This window comes from Streptomyces sp. AHA2 (genome assembly GCF_036857595.1).
GTDB lineage: Bacteria > Actinomycetota > Actinomycetes > Streptomycetales > Streptomycetaceae > Streptomyces.
Genome location: NZ_JAUQWJ010000004.1, coordinates 17,722 through 36,872, shown reverse-complemented (window position 1 = coordinate 36,872; position 19,151 = coordinate 17,722). Strand labels below are relative to the sequence as shown.

The 19,151-nt window shown below is 70.1% G+C and carries 15 protein-coding genes and 2 pseudogenes; 7 read left to right on the top strand and 10 right to left on the bottom strand.

Annotation, left to right across the window (positions count from 1 at the left end):
- Positions 1-57: 57 nt before the first annotated feature.
- The 6 genes and pseudogenes from Q5694_RS10640 (at position 58) to Q5694_RS10615 (ending at position 5,986) form a co-directional block, all read left to right on the top strand.
- A complete protein-coding gene (locus Q5694_RS10640; RefSeq protein ID WP_333932365.1) occupies positions 58-810 on the top strand; it encodes a GntR family transcriptional regulator in 753 nt (250 codons plus the stop codon).
- 314 nt (positions 811-1,124) lie between these two features.
- A pseudogene (locus tag Q5694_RS10635) lies at positions 1,125-1,343 on the top strand (SPOR domain-containing protein); the annotation flags it as partial.
- Between the two features lie 270 nt (positions 1,344-1,613).
- Positions 1,614-2,042: a (deoxy)nucleoside triphosphate pyrophosphohydrolase gene (locus Q5694_RS10630; protein ID WP_333932364.1), complete on the top strand. Its 429-nt coding sequence runs from the start codon at positions 1,614-1,616 to the stop codon at positions 2,040-2,042.
- A 203-nt stretch (positions 2,043-2,245) separates the two neighbouring features.
- Positions 2,246-2,677: an ATP-binding protein gene (locus Q5694_RS10625; protein ID WP_333932363.1), complete on the top strand. Its 432-nt coding sequence runs from the start codon at positions 2,246-2,248 to the stop codon at positions 2,675-2,677.
- A 252-nt stretch (positions 2,678-2,929) separates the two neighbouring features.
- Positions 2,930-5,566: a SpoIIE family protein phosphatase gene (locus Q5694_RS10620; RefSeq protein WP_333932361.1), complete on the top strand. Its 2,637-nt coding sequence runs from the start codon at positions 2,930-2,932 to the stop codon at positions 5,564-5,566.
- A gap of 3 nt (positions 5,567-5,569) precedes the next feature.
- On the top strand, positions 5,570-5,986 hold the full coding sequence (locus Q5694_RS10615) for a hypothetical protein (protein ID WP_333932360.1): 417 nt from the start codon (positions 5,570-5,572) through the stop codon (positions 5,984-5,986).
- A 17-nt stretch (positions 5,987-6,003) separates the two neighbouring features.
- Here Q5694_RS10615 and Q5694_RS10610 read toward each other — a convergent pair whose 3' ends face one another.
- The 7 genes and pseudogenes from Q5694_RS10610 to Q5694_RS10580 all read right to left on the bottom strand — a co-directional run bounded on the left by Q5694_RS10610 (position 6,004) and on the right by Q5694_RS10580 (position 14,168).
- Positions 6,004-6,795, bottom strand: a complete 792-nt coding sequence (locus tag Q5694_RS10610) for an immunity 49 family protein (RefSeq protein ID WP_333932359.1) — start codon at positions 6,793-6,795, stop codon at positions 6,004-6,006.
- Positions 6,796-6,903: 108 nt separating this feature from the next.
- Positions 6,904-7,770, bottom strand: coding sequence for an immunity 49 family protein (locus Q5694_RS10605; protein WP_333932358.1), 867 nt, complete (start codon positions 7,768-7,770; stop codon positions 6,904-6,906).
- 75 nt (positions 7,771-7,845) lie between these two features.
- A complete protein-coding gene (locus tag Q5694_RS10600; RefSeq protein WP_333932357.1) occupies positions 7,846-8,706 on the bottom strand; it encodes an immunity 49 family protein in 861 nt (286 codons plus the stop codon).
- Positions 8,707-8,761: 55 nt separating this feature from the next.
- A complete protein-coding gene (locus Q5694_RS10595; RefSeq protein ID WP_333932356.1) occupies positions 8,762-9,394 on the bottom strand; it encodes an immunity 49 family protein in 633 nt (210 codons plus the stop codon).
- A 301-nt stretch (positions 9,395-9,695) separates the two neighbouring features.
- Positions 9,696-10,337 (bottom strand): annotated as a pseudogene (locus Q5694_RS10590) (immunity 49 family protein); the annotation flags it as partial.
- A gap of 133 nt (positions 10,338-10,470) precedes the next feature.
- Positions 10,471-11,499 (bottom strand): hypothetical protein, encoded by a 1,029-nt coding sequence (locus Q5694_RS10585; protein WP_333932354.1) that lies wholly within the window; start codon positions 11,497-11,499, stop codon positions 10,471-10,473.
- The gene (locus Q5694_RS10580) at positions 11,496-14,168 is read right to left on the bottom strand and encodes a hypothetical protein (protein WP_333932353.1); all 2,673 of its coding nucleotides are present in this window, start codon (positions 14,166-14,168) and stop codon (positions 11,496-11,498) included. Before Q5694_RS10580 ends, Q5694_RS10585 begins: the two co-directional genes overlap by 4 nt.
- Positions 14,169-14,394: 226 nt before the next feature.
- Between Q5694_RS10580 and Q5694_RS10575 the strand changes: the two genes are divergently transcribed.
- Entirely contained in the window at positions 14,395-15,534 is a 1,140-nt protein-coding gene (locus Q5694_RS10575) for a hypothetical protein (protein ID WP_443040846.1), read from the top strand.
- A 42-nt stretch (positions 15,535-15,576) separates the two neighbouring features.
- On the opposite strand, the gene Q5694_RS10570 is transcribed toward Q5694_RS10575, so the two are convergent.
- Genes Q5694_RS10570 through Q5694_RS10560 form a run of 3 tightly spaced genes read right to left on the bottom strand, consistent with a single transcriptional unit; the run spans position 15,577 to position 19,145 of the window.
- Entirely contained in the window at positions 15,577-16,353 is a 777-nt protein-coding gene (locus Q5694_RS10570) for a succinate dehydrogenase/fumarate reductase iron-sulfur subunit (protein WP_333932351.1), read from the bottom strand.
- Entirely contained in the window at positions 16,350-18,290 is a 1,941-nt protein-coding gene (locus Q5694_RS10565) for a fumarate reductase/succinate dehydrogenase flavoprotein subunit (protein ID WP_333932350.1), read from the bottom strand. Before Q5694_RS10565 ends, Q5694_RS10570 begins: the two co-directional genes overlap by 4 nt.
- An 18-nt stretch (positions 18,291-18,308) precedes the next feature.
- Positions 18,309-19,145 carry a hypothetical protein gene (locus Q5694_RS10560; RefSeq protein ID WP_333932348.1) on the bottom strand — a complete coding sequence of 279 codons (837 nt, stop codon included), beginning with the start codon at positions 19,143-19,145 and terminating at the stop codon, positions 18,309-18,311.
- Positions 19,146-19,151: the final 6 nt, after the last annotated feature.

The window sequence follows — 19,151 nt, the reverse complement described above, 5'->3', positions numbered from 1 at the left end:
CGCACAACGTACGGTTGCCACGCTGTTGCTGTCTGTACAACCTGATGGGAGCGGCCAGTGACATTCGGTGAGCAGCCGGCGTACCTGCGCGTCGCGGGTGATCTCCGACAGAAGATCGTCGACGGTCAGCTGCCACCGCACACCCGGCTCCCCTCCCAGGCGAGGATCCGCCAGGAGTACGGCGTCTCGGACACGGTCGCGCTGGAGGCCCGCAAGGTGCTGATGGCGGAGGGCCTGGTCGAGGGCCGCTCCGGTTCCGGGACGTACGTGCGCGAGCGCCCCGTGCCCCGGCGCATCTCCCGCTCCGGCTACCGCCCGGCCGGTGGTGCCACACCGTTCCGCCAGGAGCAGGCCGACGGCGAGGGGCGCGGCACCTGGGAGTCCAGCAGCGAGCAGACCGAGGCCGGCGTGGCGATCGCCGAACGGCTCGACATCGAGCCGGGCGACCGGGTGATGTGCACGCGGTACCTGTACCGGGAGGGCGGCGAGCCGATGATGCTGTCCACCTCCTGGGAACCCCTCGCCGTGACGGGGCGTACGCCGGTCATGCTGCCGGAGGAGGGACCGGTCGGCGGCATGGGGGTCGTCGAGCGCATGCGCGCCATCGACGTCATCGTGGACAACGTCACCGAGGAGGTCGGCGCCCGCCCCGGCCTCGCCGAGGAGCTGCTCGCGCTGGGCGGTGTCCCCGGCCATGTGGTGCTGGTCATCCAGCGCACCTTCTACGCCTCCGGCCGTCCCGTCGAGACGGCCGACGTGGTCGTCCCGGCCGATCGGTACCGGGTCGCCTACCACCTTCCGGTCAAGTAGCGCACGCTCACATCCGCCCCGGGGCGCACTTCCCGCGCGCCCCGCTCACACGACCGGCACCTCGGCCGTCACCGACCCGACCGGTCCGCTTTGACCCTCATCACGCCGTTATCGCAGCTCGCGGGCGGTGCGGGCGGTATGCCTCCGCCCCGATGCGCGGGGGTGCGCGGGCGGCGCGTTCACCGGCGTGCGCCCCCGGCGTTCTGGCTGGTTGCGTACCTCTTCGTGAAAAGCCGTATTCGCTGCGTGAAGGTAAGGCGTAGGCTCGGGCATATGCGCAGTGCGGTTTCCTTAGCGGGTGGGGCACGGCTCAGGCCGCGAGTGGGAAGAGGAGGGGCGCGATGAACGACAGCACGGTCGCTCTGCCCTGGCTCGTGATACGCGAGGACGGCAACGGCAACCGGTACCGCGTGGGCCGGTACGCGACCCGGGCCGAGGCCCAGAAGATCGCGGACAGTCTCGACGGTCGCGCCGACAAACAGCTCTACTGGGTCGAACGCCTCGGCCAGAGCGGACCGGCCGGACCGGGCTGACGGACACGGCCGGCCGTCGTGGCCGGGGCGCGAGACGGGCGCGACACGGGCGCGACGACGGCAGCGAGCGGGTGCGTCGCGGGTGCCGAGGCGGGCGCGGACGAGTGCGCCGCGGACACGGCCGGCGGACGTGAACGGGCACGGCAGGGACGCGGCCGGCCTCACCGTGAACGGCCTCGGCCGGCGGACACGGCTGACGGGTGCCGGTCCCCTTCCGGCGTGCGGCCCCGAGGCGGGCCCGGCGTCCACCGCCTCCCGTAGGCTCCCGGCATGAGTGAGCGGATCGTCGTCGTGGGTGCCGCGCTGATCGAGGACGGGCAGCTGCTCGCCGCCCGGCGCAGCGCGCCCGTCGAACTGGCCGGGCGCTGGGAGTTGCCCGGGGGCAAGGTCGAGCCGGGGGAGACGCCCGAGGCGGCCCTCGAGCGCGAGCTGCGCGAGGAACTCGGCGTGGACGCCGAGGCCGGTGCGCGCGTCCCGGGGGAGTGGCCCCTGAAGCCTCCTTACGTCCTGCAGGTGTTCACCGCCCGCCTGCGTCCCGGCTCCGCCGCGCCCGAGCCCCTCCAGGACCACGACGAGCTGCGCTGGGTCGGCTCCGGTGACGTCTGGGAGGTGCGCTGGCTCGACCAGGACGTCCCGGCCGTACGGCAGACCCTCGCCCTCCTCGGCCCGCCGGGCCCGACACAGGCGCCCGGCGTGTGAACGGGCCCGCGTGTGAGGTGCGCCGAGGCATCCGCCGACGCACCCGCCGAGGCACCCGGCGCGTGAGGGTGGACGGGGGGCGTACGGTACGCCACGACCACTGCAGTGGCACTCCGTACGCCTTTCGTGCCACAGTGCGCCACTTCCCGCGATACTCCGCTCCGGATATCGGGTATGTGCCCATTAACCCCATGAAACCGGACATGGGCAGGCCGTCTGTCTGGGAAGTGATCGGCGTGACGAACCCCGAGGGTGACTGCGCCGAGTGGACCTTCCCCGCCGAGCCCGGCGCCGTGCGCACCGCCCGCCAGGCCGTCCGCGGCAAGCTCCGCAACTGGGGCCTCGACAACCTCGCCGATCTCGCGGCGCTGCTGGTCAGCGAGTTGGTCACCAACGCCCTCCGGCACGCCACGGGCCCCATCGGCGTCCGCCTCGTCCGCCCCTCGGGCCCGAGCGGCGTCCTGCTGGTCGAGGTCTCCGACCCGCTCCCCGATCCGCCCCGGGCACGCGCCGCCCGCCCCGACGACGAGAGCGGCCGCGGACTGCAACTGGTCGCCTCCTCCTCCCGTCGCTGGGGCACCCGGCCCGGCACACTCGGCAAGACCGTGTGGTTCGAACTCCCGGTGCCGGAGTGAAAAAACGGTGTACGTACCCGTCACCGCTGTAGAGCGGCCGGTTCGGGCCGGTGACCGGTGCCGCGGAACGTGATTCGACGCCGTGTCCCCTGGTTAGAAGACTGGAAGTGTTGTCACGGTCCGGACCGAAAACCATCGGGACCGTGCTGTGATCGTGAACACCGTGTTGTGCGGCACCGTAGTGCTGGATACTGCGGGCAGCCGCCCCCGGTGTCCGGTGCCGGGCGCGGTGAGCTGGAGGGGACGGTTCGCGTGAGCGAGATACCAGCGAAGGCCACGGAGTCCGAGGACCCGTCGGAGGGCGCGAGGGCCGGGGCCGCGGGCGGCCCGGACCCCGCGGCCGCGGGCGCCTTCGCGGCCGACGGCGCCCGCGCGGGGGACGCGATCTGGCAGGCCAGCCCTCCCGGCTCCATCTACGACTACATCAAGGTCGCGTCCTTCTCCATCGGGCCCGACGGACTGGTCGACCAGTGGAGCCTGCGCGCCGAGCACCTCTTCGGCATCCCCGCCGACCGCGCCGTCGGCATGGACCCCATCGAGGCGTTCATCGACCCGCGCCACCACGAGCGGGGCATGCGCAAGATGGCCGAGATCCTCGACGGCCGGGAGTGGACCGGCGTGGTGCCCTTCCGGCTGCCCAAGGGCGTCGAGGGCGAGTGCGGCCACGAGGGCCTCGCCGAGGTGTACGTCATGCCGACGCGCACCGAGGACGGCGAGAAGGCCGCCGTGTGCATCGTCGTCGACGTGCGCACGCTGCGCAGCATCGAGACCGATCTCGCCGCCTCGCAGGCCATTTTCGGCCAATCGCCGTTCGGCTTCCTCCTCATCGATCCGGACCTGCGGGTCCGCCGCGCCAACCAGCGGTTCGCCTCGACCTTCGGCGGCTCGCCCGACGACCACCGTGGCAAGGGCGTCCACGACTACCTCCAGCGCGCCGAGGCCGAACGGGTCTCCGCCACGCTGCGCCGCGTCCTGGAGACCGGCAACTCCATCACCGACATGCACGTCACGGGGTTCGTGCCCGACTCCGACGAACGCCGCCACTGGTCGGTCAACCTCTACCGCGTGCACAGCGGTTCGGGCCGGCCCATCGGCGTCGCCTGGCTCGGCACCGACATCACCGCCCGCCGCGCCGCCGCCCGCGAGGCCGCCGCCGCCCGCCGCAACCTCGCCCTGCTGAACGAGGCCGGCGCCCGCATCGGCAACTCCCTCGACCTGGAGACCACCGCCCGCCAGCTCCTCGACGTCGTCGTCCCCGGCTTCTGCGACCTGGCCACCGTCGACCTCTACCAGGGCCTGCTGGTCGGTGACGAGACTCCGCCCGGGCTCGCCGACGGCAGCGGCGAGCTGCGCCGTGTGGCCTTCGCCAGTGCCGTCTCCGACGCGCCCTTCGCCGGCACCGGCGCACCCGTCTCGGTCGGCGCCGTCCACCACTACCCGTTCAACTCGCCCTGCGCGGACGCCCTGCGCACCGCCCGCCCGCAGACCGTCGCGGGTGAGGACGGCGGCCTGGTGCAGTCCACGCTGGCCGTGCCGATGGTCGCCCACGACACGGTCGTCGGGCTGGTCCAGTTCGCCCGCACCAAGGGCAGCGAGCCGTTCGGCGAGCGGGACCGCGACCTCGCCGTGGAACTCGCGGCCCGCGCCGCGGTCTGCATCGACAACGCCCGCCTCTACCGGCGCGAGCACGAACGCGCCCTGATACTGCAGCGGTCCCTGCTCCCGCCCGGCGACCCCGAGGCCTCCGGCCTGGACATCGCCTGCCGCTACCTGCCCGGCAACGCCAACACCGGCCGGCCCAGCGAGGTCGGCGGCGACTGGTTCGACGTCATCGAACTGCCCGGGCACCGCACCGCGCTGGTCGTCGGCGACGTCATGGGCCGCGGACTGCGCGCCGCCGTGGCCATGGGCGAACTGCGCACCGCCGTACGGACCCTGGCCCAGCTCGACCTCGAACCGGCCGAGGTGCTCTCCCAACTCGACGAGATCGCCCGGGGCCTGGGCGCTCCCGGGGGCGTCCAGCAGGCCACCCGGGCGGCCCGCCGCCCGCGCGAGGCCGACCTGTCGGAGGTCTACCTCGCCACCTGCGTCTACGCCGTCTACGACTCCGTCACCCGACGCTGCACGTTCGCCAACGCGGGCCATCTGCCGCCCGTCCTGGTCGAACCGGGCGAGCCCGCCCTGATGCTGGACGTGCCGCCGGGCATGCCGCTCGGCGTCGGCGGTGAGCCCTTCGAGGAGGTAGAGGTCGAACTCCCCGAGGGCGCCCTGCTCGCGCTCTACACGGACGGCCTGGTCGAGAGCCGCGACCATCCGCTCGACGAGGGCCTCCAGGCCTTCGTCAGCGCCCTGGCCGATCCCACCCAACCGCTGGAGGACGTCGCCGACCACGTCCTCAACACGCTCGACACCCATCACGGCGAGGACGACATCGCCCTGCTGATGGCACGCGTCCAGGGGCTGCCCACCGAGTCCGTCGGCGACTGGACCCTGCCGCGCGAGCCGCGCAGTGTGGGCCGGGCCCGCGAGTACGCCCGCGCCCAGTTGCTGAGCTGGGACCTGGAGCCGCTCGTGGACACCACGGAGCTCCTCGTCAGCGAACTGGTCACGAACGCCCTGCGGTACGGCGAGGGCGAGATCCGCCTCCGTCTCCTCCTCGACCGCACCCTGGTCTGCGAGGTGTGGGACGCGGGCCTGGTCCAGCCGCGCCGCCGCCGCGCCCGCGACACCGACGAGGGTGGCCGGGGCCTGCAGTTGGTCGGCCTCCTCAGCGCGGCCTGGGGCTCCCGCCGCACCCCGCGGGGCAAGACGGTGTGGTTCGAACTCCCCCTCCCTGACGGCGGCCCGGGCCTCCCGGACCCGGCGGAGGCGCTGCTGAGCCTGTTCTGAGCGATGAGTGACCTTTACGCCGTGGACCTGACCCTCGATCTGTCGCCCACGGTGCCCGACACCGTACTGGAGCTTCTGCGTCTGCACCTCGGAAGTGAAGGCACCGGCCAGGAGGACAAGGCGGAGTTCGTCCCCCTGCTGGCGGGCCGCCGTCCGGCTTGGCGCATCGGGGGACTCCTCACCGGCGAACTCCTGCGCGGCGAGCACCACTGGTGCCTGACGGCTCGCCAGGAGATCCACGCGGAACTGCTTCCCGACCTGATGTCACTGGCGGAGATGCTCGCGCACCACGCGAAGACCGAGGGCGTCATCGGGCAACTGCGGTGGTACGAGGACGAGATCCCCGAGTTGCTCGTGGCCCGTTCCGGAAGCCTGGTGACGATGGACCTGAGCCAAGCAGCCACCACCGCCCCTCACTAGGCGGCCTCCGCAGTACGTCACGTGGGGAACTCACCGCACCAGTTGCGCTTGATCAGGACGGCTGGGAGGTACTCGGACTCGACCTCGACGGGCAGGCCAGCGTCGTGGGCGAAGCAGGCGATGGCGAGTGGCGCGAGGGCGACGAGACCCGAGGCCTGGAAGGTGCGGTCCTCCTCGCTCCAGTACTGCTTGTGCAGTTCCAGCGCCCGGGCCAGTGCCTGGTTGAAGGTTTCCAGGTCCTTCCGGATGAAGCGGTGGAAGACCTCCATCGGCGGACACAGCAGCTTGCTCACCGTCTCGGGGTCCGCGACGGCTTCCGGTTCGGTGCCGTCGACCGCGGCGACCAGCTTCGGGCCCAGGTCCGGGCCGCCGAGCCAGTAGGTCTGGAGGCTGTCGATCCAGAGGTAGTGGTACTCCTCGAACTGTCCGCCGTTCTCCCGCAGAAGGGACAACGGGACCTGGCACAGAGCGGTGATCCGGTCCCTTTCACGGCAGATCACGGCCAGGTAGAAGGCGGAGAGCCAACTACCGGGATTCGTGTACCACTGCGGACCGGTGGCCCGCAGAGTGCGGTCCTTGTGCGCCATGCGGCACTGCACCTGGTCGTCCGTCGCGGTCGCCGCAGCGAAGACGGCTGAGCCGACCTGCATCGCCGTGACCCAGGCGTCCCACGTCGGGAACTCCGCCGCCCGGGGATCGACCAGGCAGCGCGACTGGGCCAGGGTGAGCGTCACGCGCTGGGCGTCGCCCAGCCTCGTGGAGCTTTCCTCCAGCCCGTCGATCAGCTGCCGCACGTTCTCCTGGAGCACAGCGAGACCCTCTTCCGCGTTCCCCGTGGGCAACGGGGGGCGGCAAATGATGGCGGTCAGCGCATTCTCCTTGTGAAACGTGTCGCCCGCGGGCGGTGCCCGCCGCTGTCAGGTGTCGTACTCGCCCACCCAGGACCGCTTCAGGAGTGCCCGAGGGATGTACTCGGACTCCACCTCGACGGGCATGTCGGCGTCGTGGGCCATGCAGGCGATGGCGAGCGGGCCGAGAGCGACCAGCCCCTCGCCGCTGAGCGACCGTGCCTCGTTGGCGGTCCAGTATTCCTTGTGCCAGGTGAGGGCGTCGACGAGTGCGGCGTTGAACTGCTCGTTCTCCCGGCGCAGATAGCGCTGGAACAGCTCGAGCGGCGGGTAGAGGATCTTCAGCATGAGCTCCGGGCCGGCGATCGTGGCCGCCTCGGGGGTCGTGCCGTCGACGGCGGTGACGAGCGTGTCCCAGGTTTCCCGGCGGCCGAACCAGAAGTGCTGGAGGGTTTCCACCCAGGCGTAGACGTACTCGTCGAACTCCGCGCCCGACTCCCGCAGGAAGGAGACGGGCACCTGTGCCAGCTGGTTGACCCGGTCGTTGTCGCGGCAGACCACCGCCAGGTAGAAGGAGGTCAGCCAGTTGCCCGCGTGCAGGTAGTCCTGCGGCCCGGTGGCGGGCAGCTGCTTGACCTCACCGTTGCTGCCCACCCGGCACGGCACCGTGCCCTCGGTGGCCGTGCCGGCGGCGAAGAGCCCGCAGCCGACCTGCATGGCGGTGACCCACGCCTCCCAGGCGGGGAACTCACCTGCCGTCGGGTCCGTCAGGCAGCGCCACTTCGCCAGGGTGAGCGCGGCCTGCAGGGCGTCGTACCGGTCGTCCTCCGACGTCTCGATGTGATCGAGTACGTCCTTGGTGCTTTTGATAATGGGCGCCATGAGCTCGCCCGCGTTGTCCGTGCGGAACTCATGGCGGGGAATGCGGGTTACCACTTGCTTCCTTCGGCTGGGTCGGCACCGGCGAAGGCACCACCGTGGACACGTGCGAGAAGTGGTCGCCTTTCGCCACTAGGTCGGGAACTCGCCCAGCCAACCCCGCTCGAGCAGATGCTTGGGCAGGTAGTCGGACTCCACCTGGATCGGGATCCCCCCGTCGAAGGCGAGACAGGCGACGGCGAGCGCCCCGACAGCGATTCGGCCCTCAGGGTCCTTGGCTCGGTCCTCATCGGCGGTCCAGTAGGCCTTGTGCAGCTCGAGGGCCTCCACAAGTGCCTGGTGGAAGCCGTCGTGGTCTTTGCGCAAGAAGCGGTGGAACAGGTTGATCGGCGGATACAGGACGTTCTGCAGCAAATCGCGAGGGGCGAGCCGTGCGGTATCCGGATGCGACTGCTGGAACGCGGCCGTCAGCTCGTCCGCCAGGCCGGGCGTCTGCAGCCAATACGCCTGGAGCGCTGCGACCCAGTGGTAGACGTACTCGTCGAACTGCCCCTCGGGTGAACGCAGGCGCTCGACCGGGATCTCGCACAGCTGGGTGAGGCGCTGTCGGTCCCGGCAGATGACGGCCAGCCAGAAGGTGGTGAGCCAGTTTCCGGCGTCGGCGTAAGAGCGGGGGCCGATGGCCGGGATCCGCCGGACCCGGTGGTTGATGCGGCACTCGACGACACCGTCGGCCTGCCCGGTGGCGGCGAACAGTGCCGACCCGATCTGCAGGGCGGATACAGTCGCCTCCCACGTCTCGAGCTGTGCTGCGCGGGGATCCACCGTGCACCGGGCCTGCAGGTACAGCAGGGCGGTGTCGAGCATGAAGTCGAGCCTGCCGGGCCGCTGCTCGACCTTCTCCGCGTTTGCCGCGACATCTTCCCCGAGAGACTCGGCCCAGCTCGCGGACCGCGGTCTGGGTTCCCAGTGCCGGGCGACGGTGGTGGTCACGGCGCCGCCTCCGTGTGCCTGTCGGGCACGTCGAGACGACGCCGATCGGAGTACGTCACGTGGGGAACTCACCGCACCAGTTGCGCTTGATCAGGACGGCCGGGAGGTACTCGGACTCGACCTCGATCGGGATTCCCGCGTCGTGTGCGAGGCAGACCATGGCAAGCGGAGCCAAGGCGACGAGTCCCGCGATACTGACGGCACGGTCCTCCTCACTCCAATACTGCTTGTGCAGTTCGAGTGCCTGAGCCAGGGCGCGATTGAAGCCCTCGTGGTCCTTGCGAATGAAGCGGTGGAACATCTCCATGGGCGGATAGACGAGTTTGCTCACCGCTTCCCGGTCGAAGACGGTCTCGGGGTCGGTGCCGTCAACGGCCGAGACCAGCTTGGCGACGAGGTCCTGGCCTCCGAGCCAGTAGGTCTGGAGGGTGTCGATCCAGGCGTACTCATGCTCCTCGAATCGTTCGCCGTTCTCACGCAACAAGGACAACGGTACGCGGCACAGCGCCGTGATCCTGTCCCTCTCCCGGCACGCCACCGCCAGGTAGAAGGCCGTGAGCCATGCTCCGGGGTGGACATACCACTGCGGGCCCGTCGCCTGCAGAGTGCGGTCCTTGTGCGCGATGCGGCACTGCACGTTCCCTTCGGTCGCCGTCGCGGTGGCGAAGACGGCGGAGCCGACCTGCATCGAGGTCACCCAGGCGTCCCACGTCGGGAAGATCGCCGCCCGCGGATCCATAAGGCAGTGCGCTTGGGCCAGGGTGACAGTCGTACTCAGGGCATCGCCGAGACCAGTCGAATCCTCTTCCAGTCCGTCGAGCAGTTCCTGCGCGTTCTCCTGAAGGACGGCGAGACCCTCTTCCGTGTTCTCCGTGGGCAACGGGGGGCGGGATATGCTGGCAGTCAGCGCATTCTCCTTGTGATTCGTGTCGTCCCGGGCGGTGCCCGCCGCTGTCAGGTATCGTACTCGGCCACCCAGGACCGCTGTATTCCTTGTGCGAGGTGGGAGCGTCGAAGAGTGCGGCGTTGAACTGCTCGTTCTCCCGGCGCAGATAGCGCTGGAACAGTTCCAGCGGCGGGTAGAGGATCTTCAGCATGAGCTCCGGGCCGGCGATCGTGGCCGCCTCCGGCTTCGTGCCGTCGACGGCGGTGACGAGCGTGTCCCAGGTCTCCTGGCGGCCGAACCAGAAGTGCTGGAGGGTTTCCACCCAGGCGTAGACGTACTCGTCGAACTCCGTGCCCGACTCCCGCAGGAAGGAGACGGGCACCTGTGCCAGCTGGTTGACCCGGTCGTTGTCGCGGCAGATCACCACCAGGTAGAACGAGGTCAGCCAGTCGGCCGCGTGCAGGTAGTTTTGCGGACCGGTGGCGGGCAGCTGCTTCACCTCACCGTTGCTGCCCACCCGGCACGACACCGTGCCCTCGGTGGCCGTGCCGGCTGCGAAAAGCCCGCAACCGACCTGCATGGCGGTGACCCACGCCTCCCAGGCCGGGAACTCACCCGCTGTCGGGTCCGTCAGACAGCGCCACTTCGCCAGGGTGAGCGCGGCCTGCAGGGCGTCGTACCGGTCGTCCTCCGACGTCTCGATGTGGTCGAGCACGTCCTCGGTGCTCTTGATGACGGGCGCCATGAGCTCGCCCGCGTTGTCCGCGCGGAACTCATGGCGGGGAATGCGGGTGAGATTCACGCCGAACTGCTTACCGATGGAGGCGGTTGTCCGTGTCATGCGCGGAGCCGGTCATGGCGAACGGGGCCGGAGTGCGTCAGTTCTCATGGCGGTCGCGCAGGAGGGCGAGGAGGGCGGTGCCTGGCTCGCTCGCCGGATCCACGAGGCCTGCGCTGGTGTCGGGCGTCGCCGACAACTCTGCCAGGGCCTCCGATGGTGCCATTCCTCGGTCGTGCGCAGCCCGCAAACGCTCGAGCCAGATCAGTCCGGCACGGTACGTCGCATCGTCACCGACGTCTGCTGGCTCGAAGCTCGCGGCATTGTCCGCGTCAGAGGCCCACAGGTAGCCGAACAACTCGCCTTCCGCTCCTCGGACCGGCACGTACTGAACCTCACCCTCAGCTGTCCGACGGTAACCGATGCGTCCGAACCCGGGAGCATGTGTGAAGACGTCGTACCGGGTCGGCACCTCGAAACTGGACCACACGTCCGCTGCAGCACCGTCGGCATCGAAGAAATTGTCGGCGCCGCGTTGGGTGGGCTTCGAAAAGTATGTCGGGTCGTCCGGGTCCGTCTCTGCTGCGAGAACCTCGGACAGGTCACTCAGTGCCGCCGACAAGCGAGGGCCGTTTGCCGTGTGGATCTCGTACTGCTGCCGACCTTTGAGGTCATAGGGCAGCCATGCATCGGTGTGTGTCACCAGGTCAACAGTGACGAACTCGGCAAACGAAGAAGCCCCGAGCCGAAACAGCTTCTCCTGCCGGACCACCTCCCCTTCGGCGCTCGTCACGATTTCGCCCGAGCACTCGGCGAAGGCGTCCACGGAACCGATGTCACCGGCGCGCATTCCCGCCCTTACCCGATCAGCCAGCTGCGCGGCAGCTTGCGCGGCGTCCCACTCGCCCGGCGAATGATGCTCAGTGGTGAGCTCTCCCTTGAAGAGGAGACTGTTCGACTTGCGGGCCTCAGACACCGAGACATGAACAACGGGCGCATCCGTTGCCAGTCGGTGATCGGCCAGTACGCGGTAAGCGGTAAGCAGGTCCCGCAGGCAGCAGACCAGGGCGTCGGCCGACTCATCGTCACGTCCCCAGGTCCAACGGGCGACGGGGGTAGAGGTGATCACAGCGCTCCTTCCGGTGTGAATGTACCACCACGAGGAATCATGAACATGCCGTCAGGGCACCGGATGACGAACTGTACGTTCTTGCCCTCGTAACCCTTTTGCAGCCGTCCGATTTCTGTCTCCATGTCGAGTGCAGAAATCTTGGTGTCGACCACGAAGGTCCGCACGTCGGCGCTGGAATCCGTGAGCTGTCCGAGCTTCTTGAAGATGTTGCGCACCACCTTGCTCGCCTCGACAGGTGAGTCCGCCCCCGTCATGTCCTTGAACTGCCATCCGTGGACGTTTCCGCTCGCATCTCGAGCCATGAGGTCGAGATCCGTCTTCGGTCCCGTGAAGACACCCGGTTTGATTTCGTGGCCGCCTTGTTTCACTTCGAACGAGATGTCGGTCAAGCCGTTCTCGTGGAGCCGGTTGGCCAGGCGGATCTGTTCGAGGGAGCCGGGCAGTTCACTCGGTCGCGAAAGGTTGGACACCACGTCGGAGAAGCCTTGTGCGTCCCGAAAGCGTCCGGAAGCGATCGTGTCGGCGATCTCCTTGCCGGCCGGGCTGTTGCCCAGAGTGTCGAGAATGGCATCGACGTCACCCGGCTTGACCTTCGTTCCGCGTATCTGCTCGCGAACCCGCTGTTCGGCGTCACCTCCTCGATCCAGTGGGCCCGAGTCGTCCGATGGCCTCTCCCACCCCGGGGCGTCGTCCGCACCACCCCAGCCGGGCTGCTCGCCGGGGCCATGCCCGGTCGGGCCGTCGCTGCCTCCTGAGCCCGTACTGCCCTGTCCCGGTGACTCACCGCCGCTACCCGTCGGGGTGCCCTCATGGCCGCCGGTTGCTGCCCCACCGTGGCCTCCGGTGGCGTGGCTCCCGGCTCCATCCGTACCGCCGGAGTGGCCGCCTCCCGGTTCGTGGCTTGCGGAACGGCCGCGGCCAGGGTCGTCGGCATGGCCGGCCGGTACGTCGTCCGTCGACCGGCCGGCGGGCAGGTGGTCGCCCATCGCATTCGCGGTCGGGACGTCACCACCGGCATGCACTGTCGGCACGTCGCCTCCGGCGTGGACGGCCGGGGTGGTGGCCGGGTTGTCCGTGGCCCGGCCGACGTCGCCCAGGCCGTTGTCGAGGCTGTTGCCCAGGTTCAGGTGGGTGCCCGCGTCCACCGTGTGCGGGGCCGCGCCCGCCATCGCCGGGACCTTCGCCGGGGAGTCCACCCGCGGCACGTCCGCGCCCGCCGGACCCGTGCTGTCCGGGCCTGCGGGACGGTCCACGACGTCCTGCGTACCGGGCTTCTCGACGTCCAGCAGGACCTTGCCCTGCCCGTCCACGATGTTGCCGTTGCCGTCGGCGTACAGGGTCGGATCGCCGCCCTCGGCCTTCACCGGCAACGCGTCCTCGTGCACCACCGGCACGTCGTCGGGCACCTTGAACCCGCCGCCCGGCAGCTCGTGCAGCCCTGCCGGGACCGCCGCACCCTCCGGCAGGTGCACCGTCCCGTCCGGCAGCACCGATGAACCCTTGGGCAGGGTGAGCGCGTTCTCCGGCAGTGCGGGGATGTCGATGGCGCCCACTCCGCGCAGGCCCTTGGTGATGTCGCCGATCTTCGACAGGCCCGCGCCCGCGCCCTTGGCGATGTAGGTCATCGGGTCGATGACCCGGCCCGCCTTGCCCGCCACCGACAATGCCTTCGCCACCGCACCGGCCTTGCCCGCACCCGACGCCGCAGCCCCCGCACCACCCGTGAACACCGTCGTCAGCACGTTGAAGGTGACCGCGCCTGCGGCACGGGCGGGGTTCTTGCCCCACTGATCCCAGGCGACCAGCGCCTTGCCCGTCTCCTTCATCGCGGTGCGCGAATCACGGATCCAGGAGGGGAGCTTGTCGTCCGGCAGCGTCCAGAACGCCGTCGCCACCCCCGGGATCGCCGACAGAGCCAGACCCGTCGCGAGCTGCGCCAGGCCCTTCCAGGCCTGGCCCATCGCCTCCCAGCCACCGAAGCCGACCAGCGTGCCCAGGCCCTTGATCGTGCCCCACACACCGTCCACGATCAGCCCGTCCCACACGAAGGACTTCACCCAGTGGCCGACCTCGTACCAGTGGTGCTTCTCCTCCACCGGGTCACCCCAGGGAAGCTTCGCGTTCTTCAGGTCCTCCGCGTTGAACCCGTACTGGTTGGCCTTGTCCGAGCCGTCCCCCGCCACCATCTGCGCCCCGCCGGGAAACAACGCGGTGATCTTGTTGTGGCAGGTGCGCTCCGCCGCCCAGAACGCCGCCACCGTCGCGGTGATGTCGTCCCGCAGCTTGTTGTGCTCACCGACCTTGTCCTCGTCGTACTCCCACTCGTCGTCGTCCTTCACCGACGACACGAACGCCGCCGCGTCCGCCTTCAACTGCTTCAGCTTCGCCACCAGCGGACGCACCTCGGCGGCATACGACGACAACGCCCCCGACACCGTCTCCAAGTCGTCGGCGAACGCATCCGCCCGGTCCTTCACCGGCTTCGTCGTCGCGAACAACCGCTCCGCCTCGGGAGCGGTGTAGTACGCCGACAAGCCCTGGAAGCGGGAGTGGATGTCCCCACCGGCACCCCGGACAGCACCCGCGTCCTTCTTCAGGGCCGCGTAGTCGGACTCCAGCTGCTCCAGATCACCCGTGAACTGCGGGATCTTCTCCGGCTGGATCACTGCTTCCCCACCCCCGTGTCCGTCACCATCGGCTCGGCAAGTCATCCCAGGCTCTGGCAAGTCGGATCATCTTACAAACGGGACTGAGGGTGTTTCAGGGCCCGTTACGGAATCCCTACAAGGGTGGAGCGCTCCGGTGAGAGGGCGTCGCGCCGCTGTCGGCCGCGACCGGGCCGCCGGACTTCGTCGTCCTCCCACGCAACACCCGTCAGCGAGGGGGAGTGGGATGGGGATGGAGACGACGGGGCGTACCGAACCGGTGTCCGGCAGCGAGGTGACGGAGGGGAGTGCGAGCGCCACCCCCGGGGGCGCACAGGACGCGCCGCCCGGCCCGCAGGCGACCGCGCGCTCCCGCCGCGCACGCCTGGTCCGCCGAGCGCGGCGCATCGCCCTCGCGCTCGTCCTCGCCCTCCTCGTCCCCGTGCTCGCCGCCGAGACGGCCCTCTACGTCAACCACACCGGCGACCTCGCACCGGGCACCCGCACCCGCGACCGCGACGCCCTCTGGCTCGGCCACGCCTGGGTCGACGGGCGCAAGAAGGACGCCGACGTCCGGGCCCTGGCCGACCGCCTCCGCGACACCGGCATCCGGGACCTGTACGTCCACACCGGGCCGCTGGAGCACGACGGCACCCTGCCGAAGTCGGTGTATCCGAAGGCACGTTGGTTCATCGACGCGGTGCACCGGGAGCTGCCCGGCGTGCGGGTCCAGGCCTTCCTGGGCGACGTCCTCGCGACGGAGAGGCCGGACGGCATGCGGCTGGAGCAGCCCGGGACCCGGGCGGCGGTGGTCGCGTCCGCCCGGCAGGTCCTGGACACCGGTTACGAGGGCGTCCACCTCGACCTCGAACCGCTGCACTCGGGCGACCGCGACTACCTCGCCCTCCTCGACGCCCTGCGCAGCGTGACCCGTTCACGCGACGCCCGGCTCTCCGTCGCCGCGCACCAGATCGACGCGCTGCCCGGCTTCCACACGCTCTGGGGCGGTGTCACCGGCCACCCCAAGGGGTGGTCGCAGCGGTTCTTCGGCCAGGTCGCCCGCCGCGTCGACCAGATCGCCGTGATGTCGTACGACACGATGCAGCCGCTGGAGAGCACCTACAGCGGCTACGTGGCCCAGCAGACGTCCCTCGCGCTGGAGGTCACGCCGTCGTCCACGGACCTGCTGATGGGCCTGCCGTTCTTCCACGAGAACCGCTTCGGCCACTGGAACCACGCCGAGACCGTCCGCGCCGCCGTGCGCGGCGTCCGCCTCGGCCTGTCGCGCACGGACGCCGACCGCGCCCGCTTCGGCGTCGCCCTGTACATCGACTTCGCCGCGACCGGGGCGGACTGGCGTGCCTACGAGGAGGGGTGGCTCGGGTGACCGGGTCGTGGCCCGGCCGCGGCGAGCGCGGCCACCGGGTGTTCAGCCCGCCGAGGAGCGGCGCCTGATCTTCGAGCCCAGCCAGACCAGCGGGTCGTACTTGCGGTCGATCGCGCGTTCCTTCAGGGGGATCAGCGCGTTGTCCGTGATCTTGATGCCCTCCGGGCAGACCTCCGTGCAGCACTTGGTGATGTTGCAGTAGCCCAGGCCGTGTTCGTCCTGGGCGGTGGTCTTGCGGTCCAGGCCCGTCTCCGCGGCCGCGTCCAGCGGGTGCATGTCCAGCTCCGCGACCCGCATCAGGAAGCGGGGCCCGGCGAACACCTGCTTGTTCTCCTCGTGGTCCCGGACCACGTGGCAGGTGTCCTGGCACAGGAAGCACTCGATGCACTTGCGGAACTCCTGCGGCCGATCCACGTCCTCCTGCATCATGCGGTACTCGCCGGGAGCGAGCCCGGCCGGCGGCACGAACGCCGGGACCTGTCTGGCCTTGCGGTAGTTGAAGCCGACGTCCGTGACCAGGTCGCGGATCACCGGGAAGGCGCGCAGGGGCGTGACCGTGATCGTCTCCGCCCGGTCGAACACCGACATGCGCGTCATGCACAGCAGGCGCGGACGGCCGTTGATCTCCGCCGAGCACGAACCGCACTTGCCCGCCTTGCAGTTCCAGCGCACGGCGAGATCGGGAGTCTGGGTGGCCTGGAGGCGGTGGACGATGTCCAGCACCACCTCGCCGTCGTTGACCTCGACCTCGAAGTCCTCCAGGCCGCCGCCCCCCGCGTCCCCGCGCCACACCTTGAAGTGGGCCGTGTAGCCGCTCATTCGTACAGCTCCTCTTCGGCGAGGTACTTGACCAGCTCCTCCTTGTCGAACAGGGCGAGCAGGTCGGCACGGACGGGTTCGGTGGTCTCCCGGCTGAGGGTGATCTGGCCGCGGACCGGGTCCGTCGCCGCCAGTCCGCCCGTCGGGTCGGTGAGCGTGCACAGCAGGTTGATCCGCCGCCACTTGCGGTCCATGCCCGGGTGGTCCTCGCGGGTGTGGCCGCCGCGCGACTCGGTGCGTTCCAGTGCGGCCCGCGCCACGCACTCGCTGACCAGCAGCATGTTCCTGAGGTCCAGGGCGAGGTGCCAGCCCGGGTTGAACTGCCGGTGCCCCTCGACCCCGGCCCGGCGGGCCCGGACCCGCAGCTCCGCCAGTTTCTCCAGGGCCTGCTTCATCTCCGGCTCACGGCGGATGATGCCGACCAGGTCGTTCATGGTCTGCTGCAGTTCCTGGTGCAGGGTGTAGGGGTTCTCCGGCGGGCCGCCCGACGGCTCCTCGGTCTCCGCCTCCGCGGAGAAGGGCCGCAGGGCCTCGGCCGCGGCGGCCTCGACCAGGGAGTCGTCCACCACCGGCCGCGCCCCCGCGAGCCCCGCCGTGTACTCGGCCGCGTGCCAGCCGGCCCGGCGGCCGAACACCAGCAGGTCGGACAGCGAGTTCCCGCCGAGCCGGTTGGAGCCGTGCATGCCGCCCGCCACCTCACCGGCCGCGTACAGGCCCGGCACCCCGCGCGCGGCGGCCGTGTCCGACTCGACCGCGATCCCGCCCATCACGTAGTGGCAGGTGGGGCCGACCTCCATCGCCTCCGCGGTGATGTCGACGTCCGCCAGTTCCTTGAACTGGTGGTACATCGACGGCAGCCGCCGCCTGACGACCTCGGCGGGCATCCGGGTCGACACGTCGAGGAACACGCCCCCGTGCGGTGAGCCGCGCCCCTCCTTCACCTCGGAGTTGATCGCCCGGGCGACCTCGTCACGCGGGAGCAGCTCCGGCGGACGCCGGTTGTGGTCGGGGTCGTCGTACCAGCGGTCGGCCTCCTCCTCCGTCTCGGCGTACTTGTCCTTGAAGACGTCCGGGACGTAGTCGAACATGAACCGCTTGCCGTCGGAGTTGCGCAGCACACCGCCGTCGCCGCGCACCGACTCGGTGACGAGGATGCCCTTCACCGAGGGCGGCCAGACCATGCCCGTCGGGTGGAACTGCACGAACTCCATGTTCAGCAGGGGGGCGCCCGCCAGGAGCGCCAGCGCGTGCCCGTCGCCGGTGTACTCCCACGAGTTGGACGTCACCTTGAAGGACTTGCCGATGCCGCCGGTCGCGATCACCACGGCCGGCGCCTGGAGGACGAAGAAGCGGCCCGACTCGCGCTCGTAGCCGAACACGCCGGAGACCCGGTCGTCCTCCTTCAGCACGCGCGTGACCGTGCACTCCTGGAAAACCTTCAGCCGGGACTCGTAGTCGCCGGTCTCCCGGTGGTCCTCCTGCTGGAGGGCGACGATCTTCTGTTGCAGGGTGCGGATCAGCTCCAGGCCCGTGCGGTCGCCGACGTGGGCCAGGCGCGGGTACTCGTGGCCACCGAAGTTGCGCTGCGAGATGCGGCCGTCCTTCGTCCGGTCGAACAGCGCGCCCCAGGTCTCCAGCTCCCAGACCCGCTGCGGTGCCTCCTGCGCGTGCAGTTCGGCCATGCGCCACTGGTTGAGGAACTTCCCGCCGCGCATGGTGTCGCGGAAGTGGACCTGCCAGTTGTCGCCGCTGTTGACGTTGCCCATCGCCGCGGCGATGCCGCCCTCGGCCATCACCGTGTGCGCCTTGCCGAACAGCGACTTGCAGATCACCGCCGTTCGGGCGCCCCGCTCGCGGGCCTCGATCGCGGCGCGCAGGCCGGCACCGCCCGCGCCCACCACGACGACGTCCCATTCCTGCCGGTCGACCACGGACATCAGTCGGTCCCCATCCCTCTAGAAGAAGCGCGGATCGTCGAAGACGCCGGACGCGACCAGGTAGACGTACAGATCGGCGAGCGCCACGCTCACGAGCGAGGCCCAGGCGAGCTGCATGTGCCGGGCGTTGAGCCTGCCCGCCCACTGCCACATCCGGTAGCGCACGGGGTGCCGGGAGAAGTGCTTGAGCTTGCCGCCGACGATGTGCCGGCAGGAGTGGCAGGAGATCGTGTACGCCCAGATCAGCGCGATGTTGACCAGGAACACCACAGTGCCCAGGCCCATGTGGCCCCAGGCGTAGTCCTCGTCGCGGAAGGCGAGCACGGTGTCGTAGGTGAGGATCCCGGCGACCAGGAGCGCGGCGTAGAAGAAGTACCGGTGGACGTTCTGCAGGATCAGCGGGAAGCGGGTCTCACCGGTGTACTTCTTGTGCGGCTCGGCCACCGCGCAGGCCGGCGGGGAGGCCCAGAAGCCCCGGTAGTACGCCTTGCGGTAGTAGTAGCAGGTCAGCCGGAAACCGAGCGGGAAGATCAGGATGATGATCGCGGGGGAGATCCCCCACCAACCGCCGAAGACCTCCCAGTTGGGGCCGCCCTTCATCGGCTCGCAGTTCTCCGCCAGGCAGGGGGAGTAGAAGGGCGAGACGTAGGGCGCCGCGTAGTAGTCGGCGTTGGCGAAGGCCCGCCAGGTCGAGTACGCGATGAAGGCGAGCAGCCCGGCGACCGTGCCGGCCGGGGCCAGCCACCAGCGGTCGGTGCGCAGGTGCGGGGCGGCGATCGCGGCGCGCCCACCCGTCCGCACGCCGCCGCTTCTCGGACGGGGATCGGTGGCGGGGGGTTCCGTACCAGTGGCCACGTGACG

What these genes read in the sequence shown, in the direction of transcription:
- Q5694_RS10615 (WP_333932360.1), top strand. Translation starts at nt 5,570, where the DNA reads ATGAGTGACCTTTACGCCGTGGACCTGACCCTCGATCTGTCGCCCACG.
- Q5694_RS10565 (WP_333932350.1), bottom strand. Translation starts at nt 18,290, where the DNA reads ATGTCCGTGGTCGACCGGCAGGAATGGGACGTCGTCGTGGTGGGCGCG.
- Q5694_RS10570 (WP_333932351.1), bottom strand. Translation starts at nt 16,353, where the DNA reads ATGAGCGGCTACACGGCCCACTTCAAGGTGTGGCGCGGGGACGCGGGG.
- Q5694_RS10625 (WP_333932363.1), top strand. Translation starts at nt 2,246, where the DNA reads ATGGGCAGGCCGTCTGTCTGGGAAGTGATCGGCGTGACGAACCCCGAG.
- Q5694_RS10595 (WP_333932356.1), bottom strand. Translation starts at nt 9,394, where the DNA reads ATGCAGGTCGGCTCCGCCGTCTTCGCCACCGCGACGGCGACCGAAGGG.
- Q5694_RS10575 (WP_443040846.1), top strand. Translation starts at nt 14,395, where the DNA reads ATGGGGATGGAGACGACGGGGCGTACCGAACCGGTGTCCGGCAGCGAG.
- Q5694_RS10630 (WP_333932364.1), top strand. Translation starts at nt 1,614, where the DNA reads ATGAGTGAGCGGATCGTCGTCGTGGGTGCCGCGCTGATCGAGGACGGG.